The sequence below is a fragment of the Gordonia sp. 852002-51296_SCH5728562-b genome (assembly GCF_001665475.1).
GTDB lineage: Bacteria > Actinomycetota > Actinomycetes > Mycobacteriales > Mycobacteriaceae > Gordonia > Gordonia sputi.
On record NZ_LZMI01000023.1, the window covers coordinates 16,372 to 29,484 of the forward strand.

The 13,113-nt window shown below is 67.3% G+C and carries 8 protein-coding genes and 1 pseudogene; 7 read left to right on the forward strand and 2 right to left on the reverse strand.

Features of this window, described 5'->3' with window-relative positions:
• Positions 1-8: 8 nt before the first annotated feature.
• From A5766_RS25495 to A5766_RS05040, 5 genes and pseudogenes are all read left to right on the forward strand, one after another.
• A pseudogene (locus A5766_RS25495) lies at positions 9-3,568 on the forward strand (BTAD domain-containing putative transcriptional regulator).
• Positions 3,569-3,714: 146 nt separating this feature from the next.
• Positions 3,715-5,091 carry an FAD-binding oxidoreductase gene (locus A5766_RS05025; RefSeq protein ID WP_064863997.1) on the forward strand — a complete coding sequence of 459 codons (1,377 nt, stop codon included), beginning with the start codon at positions 3,715-3,717 and terminating at the stop codon, positions 5,089-5,091.
• A gap of 75 nt (positions 5,092-5,166) precedes the next feature.
• Positions 5,167-6,375: a cysteine desulfurase family protein gene (locus tag A5766_RS05030; protein ID WP_064903653.1), complete on the forward strand. Its 1,209-nt coding sequence runs from the start codon at positions 5,167-5,169 to the stop codon at positions 6,373-6,375.
• On the forward strand, positions 6,375-7,520 hold the full coding sequence (gene mnmA, locus A5766_RS05035) for a tRNA 2-thiouridine(34) synthase MnmA (protein ID WP_064903655.1): 1,146 nt from the start codon (positions 6,375-6,377) through the stop codon (positions 7,518-7,520). The genes A5766_RS05030 and mnmA overlap by 1 nt, the downstream gene beginning before the upstream one ends.
• Before the next feature lie 11 nt (positions 7,521-7,531).
• The gene (locus tag A5766_RS05040) at positions 7,532-8,566 is read left to right on the forward strand and encodes a vitamin-B12 independent methionine synthase (RefSeq protein ID WP_064864002.1); all 1,035 of its coding nucleotides are present in this window, start codon (positions 7,532-7,534) and stop codon (positions 8,564-8,566) included.
• Between the two features lie 181 nt (positions 8,567-8,747).
• On the opposite strand, the gene A5766_RS05045 is transcribed toward A5766_RS05040, so the two are convergent.
• Positions 8,748-9,131, reverse strand: a complete 384-nt coding sequence (locus A5766_RS05045) for an MmcQ/YjbR family DNA-binding protein (protein ID WP_064864004.1) — start codon at positions 9,129-9,131, stop codon at positions 8,748-8,750.
• Between the two features lie 66 nt (positions 9,132-9,197).
• On the opposite strand from A5766_RS05045, the gene ligA reads away from it, so the two are divergent.
• Positions 9,198-11,318, forward strand: a complete 2,121-nt coding sequence (ligA, locus tag A5766_RS05050; protein ID WP_064903657.1) for an NAD-dependent DNA ligase LigA — start codon at positions 9,198-9,200, stop codon at positions 11,316-11,318.
• Here the strand turns inward: ligA and A5766_RS05055 are convergent.
• Positions 11,287-12,198 (reverse strand): LysR family transcriptional regulator, encoded by a 912-nt coding sequence (locus A5766_RS05055; protein WP_064864007.1) that lies wholly within the window; start codon positions 12,196-12,198, stop codon positions 11,287-11,289. The genes ligA and A5766_RS05055 overlap by 32 nt on opposite strands.
• A 75-nt stretch (positions 12,199-12,273) precedes the next feature.
• Here A5766_RS05055 and A5766_RS05060 point away from each other — a divergent pair, with 75 nt between their 5' ends.
• Positions 12,274-13,053 carry an SDR family oxidoreductase gene (locus A5766_RS05060; protein WP_064864009.1) on the forward strand — a complete coding sequence of 260 codons (780 nt, stop codon included), beginning with the start codon at positions 12,274-12,276 and terminating at the stop codon, positions 13,051-13,053.
• The last annotated feature ends 60 nt before the right edge of the window (positions 13,054-13,113 follow it).

A 13,113-nucleotide genomic window follows, 5' to 3' on the forward strand; every position in this document is an offset into this window, starting at 1 on the left:
GGGGAGAGATGCGGGAGTATCTGATCCTCGGTCCCCTCGAGGTTCGTCGTGCAGGCGAGACAGTCGATCTGGGATCGCCCAAGCAGCGAATCGTCCTGGGCGCGTTGATCCTTGCGCGCGGCGCGGTGGTGTCGGTCGATCGGCTGATCGACTCGGTGTGGGGTACGCATCCGCCGCCCGCCGCGACGACGAGCCTGCAGGCCTACATCTCCAATCTGCGGCGCGCGCTACGCGGTGAGTCCGGTGGGCCGTCGCCCATCGAGCGGATCAGTCCCGGATATCGACTGACCATCGCCGACGACTCCGTCGACCTCGTCGAGTACGTTGCCCTAGCACGCAGGATTCGCGACGAGGTCGACGCCGCCCGTTGGCATGATGCACTGCAACTCTGCGAACAAGCACGCAGGTTGTGGCGTGGACCCTTGTTGGCAGACATGGCCGACGAGAAGTGGGTCGGCCCCGATTCCGTTGCGGCGTCCGAGATGCGACTGTCCGTCACGGAGGCGTACATCACGACGCTGCTCGCGCACGGCGACACCGGTCAGGCGCTCACCGAGACGTCGACGTTGCGCACGCTCGATCCGCTCCGCGATCGTGCTGCCTGGCTGCACATGATGGCGCTCTACCGTGCGGGCCGCGGCGCCGATGCGCTCGCCGTGTACACAGAGCATGTTCGACGACTCGACGACGAACTCGGCCTCGACCCGAGCAACGAACTGCGCCAGTTGCAGGGCGCGATTCTGCGCCACGACCCCGAAATCGCGGCCTGGCCGCGAGCACCCCGCTGGTCGGGGGCCGGCCCGGCGCCGTCACCGGCCGGCGGGGTGGACGCCGACAATCCCCATGCGGAAAGTCCTCGTGCGGAAAGTGCCGACACTGCACATGCCGGCGTACAAGGCGCATACGTCGATACGCCGGAGGTCGTCACTGCCGGAGGAGGTCCGGCAGCCGGGCCGGACGGCGCGCTTGTCGGGCGTGACACGCAGCGGCGCACGCTGGCAACGCTTTTCGTCGACGATCGGGGTCCGGTCACGCGGTGGCTGGCCCTGTCGGGTGCGGCAGGGATCGGCAAGACCAGGCTCGCCGAGGAGGCAGCTCGGATGGCGTCGGCCAACGGAGACATCGTAGTGTGGGTGAGATGTCCTGACTCACAGGGCATTCCGGCATGGTGGCCGATGCGTCAACTCTGCCGCGAACTGAATACCGACGCCGACTCCGTGTTATCGGTTCCACCGGGAGTCGACGCCGACGCCGCGCGGTTCGCGGTGTACGAACGCGTGCAGGGTCTCCTCGAGTCACACGCCGCGGCCCGACCGGTCACCGTCATCGTCGACGACGCGCAGTGGGCCGATCCCATGTCGATCGACCTGCTGGTCTACCTGACCACGGCTCTGCAGCGGGTGCCGGTGCGGGTGATCGCCACGGTGCGCGACGAGGAGGGCGGGCCTGCGATCGCTCGCCTGCGCTCGGCGATGGTGCGGGCAGGGGGTCGTATCGTCGACGTTCCCGCATTGACGCGCCATGAGGTCACCGCATTGGTGCGGGAGATATCCGACGTCGAGCTCTCGTCGGGCGAGCTCGACGAACTCGTCGCCGCACCGGCGGTAACCCGCTCTTCGTCGCGGAGTATGCGCGGCTCCCGGATTCGCAACGCGGAGAAATCGTTCCGGCGGCTGTCCGTTCGGTACTCGATCGACGGCTCGCCTCGCTCGACCCCGCGACGCGTGAGGTGGTCGGCTATGCCGCGGTCATCGGTGACGACATAGACGTCCCGCTCCTCGCGCACGTGATGGACCGTGATGTCGACGAGGTCGCCGACTGCATCGACGACGCGGTCGACGAGCGGATCGTGGTGACCGGCGTGGGCCACGGGCGCACCGTGTTCGCGCACGCCCTACTGCGTGGAGAGGCGATGGCGGGCATCAAAACGTTGCGACGCTGCAGAATTCACCTGCGCACGGCCGAAGTGCTTGCGTCGGCAACAGATTCGGCGTCGTCGGCGCGGCGGGCAGGCCACCTCCTGCAAGCCCTGCCCTTGGCCGAGGTGGTCGACGTGGTCGAGGCGTGTCGTCGGGTCGCCGCCGACGCGACATCACGATGGGATTCGGTGAGCGCCGCCTACTGGCTCGATGCCGCACTGCGCACCTATGAGGCCTCCGAGAGCGCCGCCGCCGACGTCGCCATGCGCGATGCTCTGCTCGTCGACCTCCTCGACGCGCATCTGCGTGCCGGAAACGTCGCGACGGTGCTCGAGATGGTGGCCGAACGACTGAGCGATGCGATGCGTTCGGGGAGTCCGCAGACGGCTGGACGACTGGCCGCCACGCTGATCAGGTCCGGCGGGGGATGGCCGTGGGTTGCGCCGGGAACCGAGACCGGCCCACTACAGGACCTATTGGCGACCGCAGGCGAGTTCACCGACGGCGACGCGGCGAGCAGCGCACGGGTGTTGGGCGCGTTGGCCATCGGCACCTGCTACAACCGTGACGCCGCGATCCCGGCGACACTTCTCGCCCGCGCGGAGGCGCTCGCGCACCAGCTCGGTGATCCCGACGTGCTCGCCGACGTCATGGTCGCGCGCTTGCTGACGTATTCCGGCGTCGCAGAACGGGCGCAGGAGTCGGTCGCGCTCGGTATCGCCATTCGTGAGCTGCCGCATACGTTCTCGGCGCTCGACGAGGTGATCGTCGATTCTGTGCTGTCGATGGCGACGATGACACTCGGCGACCTCGACGCCACCGAACGGCACCTACGGCGCGGGATCGTCGGCAGCGAACGGATGCGTCTACCGATACTGCGCGCACAACTGCGGTGGATGGAGGCCGCCGTCGCGGTCTGGCATGGTCAATTCGACCGTGCGCGTATGCATTTCGAGACCGCCTATGCGGTCCACCAGCAGACGCAACTCTACGTCGCCGGGAGTGGAGCGCTTGCGATGATGGCGATGGCAACGCAGGAGGGGATGTTCGAGCAGATCGTCGACGACGTCCTGGGAATCGATGGAAACGACCGGCTGCAGTGGGTGCGCTCGGTGATGTCCGGTGCCTCGGGCAGTTCCGTTGCGACACTTCTGGCCTCGGGCGTCGCCACCGTTGCGGGTGTGCACGGTGACGCCGACCTCGCGATCGACATGATCGACGCCTGGTTGGGCGAGCGGGAGCCGATGATGTGGACGTCGCTCGCCCAGGCGGTCATCCTTGCCGGCGTCGTCGTCGAACTCGAATTGACCGATCGTGCCGAGCTTTTCATCGACTATCTCAGTCGATTCACGCAGTGCATCGCCACCGTCGGGCAGGTCGGATGCATCGGCCCGGTCGATCTCGCGCTCGCGGAGTTGTACTTCTTGATCGGTGACGACGACGCCGCCATCGAGGCGCTCGACCGCGCACGAGAATTGTCCGAGACCCAGGCCAGTACGCCAGGGGTTCTGCGGTGTCGGATGGCCGCGGCATCCCGCGCGCCTGCAGGAGCGCGGCGTGACCGTGAGCTTGCCGATATCTCCGCGCTCGCTGCTGCTGCCGGCATGAGCGCACTCGCTTCGACGGCGACCGCTGCGCGCATTGTCTGACCTGCACGAATTGATGTGCTCTGAACGACGGACATCGGCTGGCGTGCACTCCAAGAAGACCGCAAGATCATCCCAAGGGTGTGCCGACATCGTGTGAGTGCGGCCGGACCAGCCGGTCGCCACGTGCACATTCGAGGAGCATCGCCATGACCCAGACACCGACCGGGATCGACCAAGCCGACATCGCGGGTTTGCGCGCCAGGATTCGAAGAAATGTCTTCCGTCCCTCCGAGGAGGGCTATGCGACCGTGAGCTTCAACGCCTCGGTGTCGCGGCGCCCGTGGGCGGTCGTCGACGCGGCAGGCAGCGACGATGTTGCCGCGGCAGTCGCGTTCGCTGCAGCAAACGACATGACGGTTGCCGTCCATGCCACCGGACACGGCGCGACGCCGACCGACGGACGGTCGTTGTTGGTCCGGACCGGTGCGCTCGACACATGCGAGATCGATCCAGCAACGCGGACAGCACGGGTCGGTGCAGGCGTCCGCTGGCAGCGGGTCATCGAGGCGGCAGCGCAGTTCGGACTCGCGCCGCTGTGCGGATCGGCGCCGGGCGTTGGCGTAGCGGGATTTCTGTCCGGCGGCGGTATCGGGCCGCTCGTCCGGTCGGTCGGGGTGTCGTCGGATTATGTCCGCGCCATCGAGATGGTCACCGGTGACGGGCTCGTCCGGCGGGTCAGCGCCGATGCAGATCCCGATCTGTTCTGGGGTTGCCGGGGCGGGAAGGCGACGCTCGGCATCGTCACGGAGTTGGAGATCGAATTGCTGCCGATCGCTGAATTCTATGGCGGCGCAGTCTATTTCGACGGAGTCGACGCGCCGTCGGTGCTCGCGGCATGGCAACGGTGGACGCAGGATCTTCCCCGCGAGGCGTCGACGTCGATCGCGCTGTTGCGGCTGCCCGACATGCCGGGGGTTCCGCCGATGCTCGCGGGCAAGCTCACTGTCGCCGTGCGCTACGCCAGCGTCGCCGACCCCGACACCGCGGCGTCGACCTTCGCGCCGATGCGCGCGGTGGCGACCCCGATTCTCGACGCGGTGGGCACGATGCCCTACGCCGCCGTCGGCATGATCCATGCCGACCCCACCGATCCGAAGCCTGCGTACGAGAACGGCATGTTGCTGTCGGGGCTGCCCGACGACGCGGTGCGCACGCTGCTCGACCACGTGGGACCCGAGGTCGCTTCGCCGCTACTGCTGGTGGAACTGAGGCTGCTCGGAGGGGCGTTCGCCGAGCAACGCGGACCCGACAGTGCGGTTTGCCACCGCGACGCCGCGCTCAATCTGCACGTCGTCGGCGTCCTGGTGCCACCGATTGCCGACATCGTGCCCGGGCACGCCGACCGGCTGCTCGGCGACATGTCGGCGTGGGCGACCGGCGGACGACTTCCCAACTTCACCGCCAGCGCCGACCCCGAGCGCGTCCGGTCCTGCTACGACGAGGAGACGGCGGCCTGGCTGGCGGCGCTGGCACTCCAGCACGACCCCGCCGGCGTGCTCGCTGTGGGCCAAGTCGTCCGCTGAGACCCGGTCCGCTGTAACCCGACTCCGCACGACGGAATTGGTCCCGGGTGTTCGCGCGTTTATCCTGGGGTGCGTATGTCCACGTCATCCCGCGCCCCGGTCTACCTCGACAATGCCGCGACGACAGCTCTGCTGCCGGAGGCACTCGAGGCGATGACCGCCTGCTACCTCCAGCCGGGTAACGCGTCGTCGTTGCACGGTTCGGGTCGTCGTGCCCGGCGTCACCTCGAGGAAGCCCGCGAGACCGTCGCGTCGGCACTCGGCGCGCGGCCGTCGGAAGTGATCTTCACCAGCGGCGGCACCGAGGCCGACAACCTGGCGATCAAGGGCATCTACTGGGCACGCAGGCGTGGAGACGCGCAGCGTCGTCGAATCATGGTGTCCGCGGTCGAGCATCACGCCGTGCTCGACGCCGCGCAGTGGTTGGCCGACAACGACGACGCCGAACTCGTCGTGATCCCGGTCGATGCCGAGGGTGCGGTGTCGGTCGCGCACGTGCGTGCCGAACTCGAGCAGCACGCAGCGCAGACGGCACTGATCTCGGTGATGTGGGCCAACAACGAAGTCGGGACGATCCAGCCGGTGAGCGAGATCGCGGCGCTCGGTATCGAGTTCGGCGTTCCCGTCCATTCCGACGCCGTGCAGGCCGCCGGTCACATCCCCGTCGACTTCGCGGGCAGCAGGCTATCGGCGATGAGTATTGCCGGGCACAAGTTCGGTGGACCGTACGGATGTGGCGCGCTGCTTCTCGGCCGCGACGTCGAGTGTGTTCCGTTGCTCCACGGTGGCGGTCACGAGCGGGATCTGCGATCGGGCACCCAGGACGTACCGGGGATCGTCGGGTTGGCTGCCGCGCTGCGACGGTCGGTCGACACCCTCGACGAGACGCTGCCGCAGGTGGCCGCCATGCGGGATCGCCTGTTCGACGTGCTGCTCTCGATCGACGGAGCGACCGCCAACGGGCCTCGCGACGATCGTCGACTGCCCGGCAACGTGCACGTGTCGTTCGCGGGTTGCGAAGGGGATTCGTTGCTGATGCTCCTCGACGCCAACGGTGTCGAGTGCTCGACGGGTTCGGCGTGTACCGCAGGCGTTGCCCAGGCCAGCCACGTGTTGCTGGCGATGGGGGTCAGCATGGCCGACGCGCGCGGGTCGCTGCGCTTCTCGCTCTCTCATTCCACCACCGACGCCGACATCGAGTCGGTCGCCGAGATCATCGGGGAGGTTGTCGACCGCGCCCGCGTCGCCGGACTGGTCTCCACTACCTCGGGGAAGGGGAACTGATGCGCGTACTGGCAGCGATGAGCGGAGGAGTCGATTCGGCCGTCGCCGCGGCACGTGCCGTCGACGCCGGTCACGAGGTCGTCGGCGTGCACCTCGCGCTGTCGACGGCGCCGGGGGCCCTGCGCACCGGCTCTCGCGGATGTTGTTCACGTGAGGACGCCGACGATGCGCGCCGCGCCGCGGACGTCCTCGGTATCCCGTTCTACGTCTGGGACTTCGCGGAGAAGTTCAAAGACGACGTGATCGACGAGTTCGTCGAGGCCTACGCGGCAGGGCAGACGCCCAACCCGTGCCTGACCTGCAACGAGAAGATCAAGTTCTCCGCGCTCGCCGAAAAGGCGGTCGCGCTCGGTTTCGATGCCCTCGCGACCGGTCACTACGCACGACTCGCCGACGGCGAGCTGCGTCGCGCCGTCGACGATGACAAAGACCAGTCGTACGTGCTGGCCGTCCTGACCGAGCAGCAGTTGTCGCGGGCGATGTTCCCGGTCGGCGACACCTCGAAGCCGCAGATCCGCGACGAGGCGGCCCGACGCGGCCTGTCGGTCGCGTCGAAGCCGGACTCACACGACATCTGCTTCATCCCGACCGGCGACACCCGAGCGTTCCTCGGTGCACGTATCGGTGTGCGTCCCGGTGCCGTCGTCGACGCCGACTCGGGCGAACGTCTCGCCGACCACGAGGGCGTACACGGCTTCACCATCGGCCAGCGCAAGGGACTCGGGATCGAGGCGCCTGCCGCCGACGGGCGTCCTCGCTACGTCACTGACATCGACCCCGAATCGGGCACCGTGACCGTCGGGGCCGCAGAGAATCTGCAGGTCTGGTCGATCAGCGCCACCAAGGCCGTGTGGACGTCCGGACAGGTTCCGAGCGGCCCGATCGAGTGCATCGTTCAGGTGCGCGCGCACGGTGGGCTCGCGCAGGCGGTCGCGACACCGATCACCGGCGACGACGGACGGCCCGGAATCGACATCGAGTTGCGCGAGCCGCTGACCGGCGTCGCACGTGGCCAGGCGGCCGTGCTGTACCTGCCCGACGCCGAGCGAGGCGATCTCGTCGTCGGCTCGGGTCGTATCGCGGGCACCTCGCACGTGCGTCGCAGCGACGCGGCCGTCGCGGGTGCGTCGTCGAGTGCGCACTGACCGGTGATGTGATGACGTCGCTGCCGACCGGTGTCGGTACGGGTGTCGGCTCCATGCCGGGCACCGATCCGACAGAGGCCGCGGCGATCGTGGGCGGCGAACTCGACTTCACCTACCTCGCCGAGTTGCCCGCGCGCGGGATCGGGGCCGACATGGTCGGCCGGATGGGCACCCTGCTCGTCGACATGCCGATCGACGCCGGACCGTGGGGCTATCGTCTCGCGGCACGACCCTCCGCCGTCACCCGAGCGGCGTCGGACTATCTGCGGTTCGACCTCGACGCACTCGAAGAACTGTGGGACACAGCGGGATTCATCGGTACCGGGCGGAGTGTGAAGGTGGCGGTGTGCGGGCCGTTCACCTTCTCCGCCTCGGTCGAGCTGCCCAACGGCCACAAGGTGCTCCGCGACGTCGGGGCGTGGCATGACGTCGTCGAGTCGACCGCCGAGGGGCTGCGTGAGCACGCTCAGGAGGTTGCCCGACGTCTCGGCGCGCAGGTGACCGTGCAGCTCGACGAACCTCTGATCGGCGCCGTCCTCGACGGCACGGTGACTCCGCTGACCCGCCTCGATCCGATCCGCGCGATCCCGCTGCCCGAAATGGTGGACGCGCTCGCGGGCATCGTCGAACAGGTGGGTAGACCGGCGATCGTGCACAACTGCGGAGCGCCCCGCTGGGATCTGATCGGGCGGTTGCACGGCGTCGGACATTCGGTGGTGCTCGACGCCGCGATCTCCTCGGGGCCAGACGTGCTCGACACCGAGACCCTCGACGGAATCGGTGCCTTGATCGAACGTGGGGATGTCCTCGTCGCGGGCGTGGTGTCGGCGCAGCGGGCCGACCGACGCGCCCGCGCCGAAACGGTCGCCAGCGGGTTGGCCGCGATCACCGATCGCATCGGGCTGGATCGAAAAGTGCTGTCCGACAACGTGATCGCGACTCCGACGTGTGGTCTGGCCGGGGCGTCGCCCGCGTGGGCACGCACCGCCCTGGGCATCTGCGCACGCGCAGGCGATCTGCTTTCGGAGGACCCGCAGGCGCTGTGACGGCTGCGTGGAGGGCTGGCGGCCGAGGTCGGGGCGGCGGGGGACTGGTGGGGCCAGGCGCTCACCTGAATGTGTGTCGTTTCGAAAGATGTGGGTGCTGCAGCACACACATCCTCGGATTCGACACACATTCATGCGTCCCGGTGGGTCGGTCGCTCAGTCCGGAAGACCCGTGGACGCCTCAGAGTGGCGGAAGCTTGGCCAACGACTTCTTCGGCGCCACCTGGCGGTAGCTCGCGTCGAGAAGCTCGGCGACCTCGTCCCAGTCGGTCTTCTTGTCGAGAAGCAGTCCGAGCCAGCCGTACACGCCGACGTACGCGGGGAGGAAGAACCGCGGATCGTCGACGAGGGCGTCGCGTTCGGCGTCGTCGGGAATGAACAGCACCGACTGGTCGTGGCGCTCGCCGCCCTTGACGCTTCCGCCGTAGGTGCCGAACATCTTCCCGCAGCGGAACGTCGGCCGGCCGTGTGCGACGACCTCGGTGGCGTCGGGTAGCGCGAGTGCGATCGTGCGCACTCGGCCGAGCAGCGGATCGGCATCGTCGAACGCGATGGGGTGCGGCATAGGTCGACGATAGGGGACGGTAGCCGAGCGGGAGGGCGTGTCGGTGCCCTTCGATAGTCTTTGAGGGTGGCACAAGACGTCGGAACCACGGATCCCACGACGAGGGATCCCAGCGCGGATCTGCGTGAGCAGTGGTCGAAGCTCGCTGAAGAGATACGCGACCACCAGTTCCGCTATTACGTCAAGGACGCGCCGATCATCTCCGACGGCGAGTTCGACCATCTCCTGCGTCGACTGCAGGAACTCGAGGACACGCATCCCGAGCTCGCAACGCCCGATTCGCCGACCAAGCTGGTCGGTGGGGGATTCTCCACGGCGTTCACCCCGGTCGACCATCTCGAACGGATGCTGTCACTCGACAACGTCTTCGACGGCGACGAGATGCGCACGTGGGTCTCGCGGGTCGAGGAGGAGGTCGGTGTCGGCACCGAGTACCTGTGCGAACTCAAGATCGACGGCGTCGCGCTCGCGCTGGTCTACATCGACGGCGTACTCGACCACGCCGTCACCCGCGGCGACGGACGCACCGGCGAGGACGTCACGCTCAACGCCCGCACCATCGAAGACGTCCCGGCGCGGCTGTCCGCAACCGACGAGTACCCGATCCCGCATGTTCTCGAGGTCCGCGGTGAGGTGTTCTTCCGCGTCGAGGATTTCGAGGCGCTCAACGCATCGCTCGTCGACGACGGCAAAGCCCCCTTCGCCAACCCCCGCAACTCCGCGGCGGGTTCACTGCGGCAGAAGAACCCGCAGATCACAGCCAGACGTCGGCTCCGGATGATCTGCCATGGGCTCGGCCACACCGAGGGCTGGAAACCGAAGTCTCTGCACGACGCCTACCTTGCCATCGGGGCGTGGGGGCTACCGGTGTCGACGCACACGACCAAGGTGTCGGGAGCCGACGCCATCCTCGACCGTATCGCCTACTGGGGCGAGCACCGCCACGACGTCGAGCACGAGATCGACGGCATCGTCGTCAAGGTCGACGACTTCGCGAAGCAGCGTCGGCTCGGCTCCACCTCGCGCGCTCCTCGCTGGGCGATCGCGTACAAGTACCCGCCCGAGGAGGCCACCACCAAGCTGCTCGACATCAAGGTCGGTGTCGGCCGAACGGGGCGCGTCACGCCGTTCGCCTTCATGGAACCGGTGCTCGTCGCAGGTTCGACGGTCTCGCGCGCCACGCTGCACAACGAGTCGGAGGTCCGCCGGAAGGGTGTGCTGATCGGCGACACGGTCACCATCCGCAAGGCGGGCGACGTGATTCCCGAGGTGCTCGGTCCGGTGGTGGAGTTGCGCGACGGTAGTGAGCGCGCATTCGTGATGCCGGAGCGCTGTCCGGAATGCGGTTCCACGCTGCGGCCCGAGAAAGACAGCGACGCCGACATCCGTTGTCCCAACGCGAAATCCTGTCCCGCGCAGCTGCGCGAGCGGCTGTTCCACCTCGCGGGCCGCGGCGCCTTCGACATCGAGGCGCTCGGGTACGAGGCAGCGACCGCACTGCTGAGCTCGGGGGTCATCGTCAACGAGGGCGACCTGTTCTCACTGACCGCCGACGATCTCGCCAAGGTCGACCTGTTCACCACCAAGGACGGCAAGCTCTCGGCGAACGGTAAGCGTCTGCTCGTCAATCTGCAAGGCGCCAAGGATGTTCCGCTCTGGCGGGTGCTCGTCGCGCTGTCGATCCGTCACGTCGGCCCCACCGCGGCGCGTTCTCTCGCAACCGAATTCGGCTCGCTACAGGCGATCGAAGACGCGACGCCCGAACAACTCGCCGACGTCGAGGGACTCGGCGGAACCCTCGCGCAGAGCATTCACGACTGGTTTGCCGTCGACTGGCACCGCGAGATCGTCGAGAAGTGGCGTGCTGCAGGGGTTTCCATGGAGGACGAGCGCGACGAGTCCATCGTGCGCACACTCGAGGGCAAGACCATCGTCGTCACCGGCTCGCTACAGGACTTCTCCCGCGACGGCGCCAAGGAGGCCATCTTGGCGCGCGGCGGCAAGGCGTCGGGGTCGGTATCGAAGAAGACCGACTACGTGGTCGTCGGCGACGCGCCCGGCAGCAAAGCGGCCAAGGCCGAACAACTCGGCGTGCCCGTGCTCGACGAAGACGATTTCAAGCGTCTGCTGGAAACGGGGGAGGGGCCTGCGCGTGCTATTCCGGAGTCTGACCCGGAGCCGAGTTGAGCAGTGATGACCTGAACGCTGAAACCGTGTGCGGCAGCCACAGCGCCTGCACCGGGGTCAGCGGCGGATAGTCGAAATCCTTGACGATGACCCGACTTTCGTGACTGGCGCCGGCGGGATCGGTCACGAACGCGACAGCGCTGTTGTCGACGAGTACTGCTGTCGCGGGTGGAGCACCCTGGACACGGCAGACGCGCAACGTCGGCTCCACGCCGCTGCGGCGCAGATGCGCGACCAAGAAGTCGGTGTAGAAGGAATGCCGCTCCGGAGCCCACACGACGATGGGCACGTCCACGAGATCTCGCACCGAGATGGTGTCTGCGTCGGCCAGGCGATGGTCGGCCGCCATCGCCAGCCGCAGCGGATGGTAGGTGACGATCGACGAGGTCAGTTGCGGCGGTGTCTCGACACCGCGACGCATCACGAGATCGATCTCGCCCGACAACAATTGGTCGGTGAACCGGTCGGGAAAAGTCTTGATCAGCGTCACCGATACGTCGGGATGCAGCTTGAGCGCGGGTTCGATGAGCGCGAAGGCCTCGTCGCCCGACAGGGCGGGTGAGTGTCCGATGGTGAAAGGGTCGGGAACCCCGGCTGCTCGACGTCGGACCGATCGCGCGAGTCCGCGCGCGCCCGCGAGTAGTGGAAGCGCCCCCTCGAGGAGATCCTCGCCTGCCGCGGTCAGCACGAGTCGTCGACCCGACCGGTCGAACAACGCGACGCCGACCTCGCGCTCGAGTTGGCGCAATGCCGTCGACAGCGCCTGCTGAGTGAGAAACGTCTGCTCTGCCGCTGCCGCCAGAGTCCCCGCCTGCGCGACGGCGACAAACTGTTCGAGCCGTCGGGTGTCCAGTGCGGCAGCGTCTCCCAACTCGGACATAGCGCAAATCTTACTTGAGTAAAGTCCAGCAAGATCCGATTGAATTGGAGTATCGGGATTCCTACCGTCGGAGGCATGACGCAAAATCAGAGCTCATCCGTTCTCACTCGCCCTCTCGACGGCAAGAGTGCCGTCGTGGCGGCAGGTGCGAAGAATCTCGGTGGACTCGTGTCGCGCGATCTCGCGGGACACGGCGCCAACGTCGCCGTCCACTACAACAGCGATGCCAGCAGGCCGGAGGCGGAGAAGACCGCGGCCGCGGTCGAAGAGCTGGGCGGCAAGGCGATCATCGTTCAGGGAGACCTCACCGCTCCTGCCGCGGTCGCCGCGCTCTTCGACGAGGCTGTCGGCGCATTCGGTGGCGTCGACATCGCGGTCAACACCGTTGGCAAGGTGCTGCGCAAGCCCATCGTCGAAACGACTGAGGCCGAATACGATTCGATGTTCGACATCAATGCTAAGGCTGCGTACTTCTTTCTTCAGGAAGCAGGAAAGCGACTCAACGACGACGGTGCGATCATCACCATCGTCACCTCTCTGCTCGCGGCCTACACCGACGGCTACTCGACGTACGCCGGCGGTAAGGCGCCTGTCGAGCACTTCGCCCGCGCGGCTTCCAAGGAGTTCGCCGATCGCGGCATCTCGGTCAACAACATCGGACCCGGACCGATGGACACGCCGTTCTTCTATCCGCAAGAGACGCCGGAGCGTGTGGAATTCCACAAGTCACAGGCGATGGGAAACCGGCTCACCCGAATCGAAGACATCGCGCCGATCGTGACCTTCCTTGCGACAGAAGGGCACTGGATCACCGGACAAACAATCTTCGCGAACGGGGGGTACACCACGCGCTGACCCGGTCAGACTGGATCTGGCCGTACTTGCTCACCTGGCACCGATGGATTGCTTGCGGAT

Coding starts and splice junctions, on each gene's coding strand:
- A5766_RS05025 (WP_064863997.1), top strand. CDS start 3,715: ATGACCCAGACACCGACCGGGATCGACCAAGCCGACATCGCGGGTTTG.
- A5766_RS05030 (WP_064903653.1), top strand. CDS start 5,167: ATGTCCACGTCATCCCGCGCCCCGGTCTACCTCGACAATGCCGCGACG.
- mnmA (WP_064903655.1), top strand. CDS start 6,375: ATGCGCGTACTGGCAGCGATGAGCGGAGGAGTCGATTCGGCCGTCGCC.
- A5766_RS05040 (WP_064864002.1), top strand. CDS start 7,532: ATGACGTCGCTGCCGACCGGTGTCGGTACGGGTGTCGGCTCCATGCCG.
- A5766_RS05045 (WP_064864004.1), bottom strand. CDS start 9,131: ATGCCGCACCCCATCGCGTTCGACGATGCCGATCCGCTGCTCGGCCGA.
- A5766_RS05055 (WP_064864007.1), bottom strand. CDS start 12,198: ATGTCCGAGTTGGGAGACGCTGCCGCACTGGACACCCGACGGCTCGAA.
- A5766_RS05060 (WP_064864009.1), top strand. CDS start 12,274: ATGACGCAAAATCAGAGCTCATCCGTTCTCACTCGCCCTCTCGACGGC.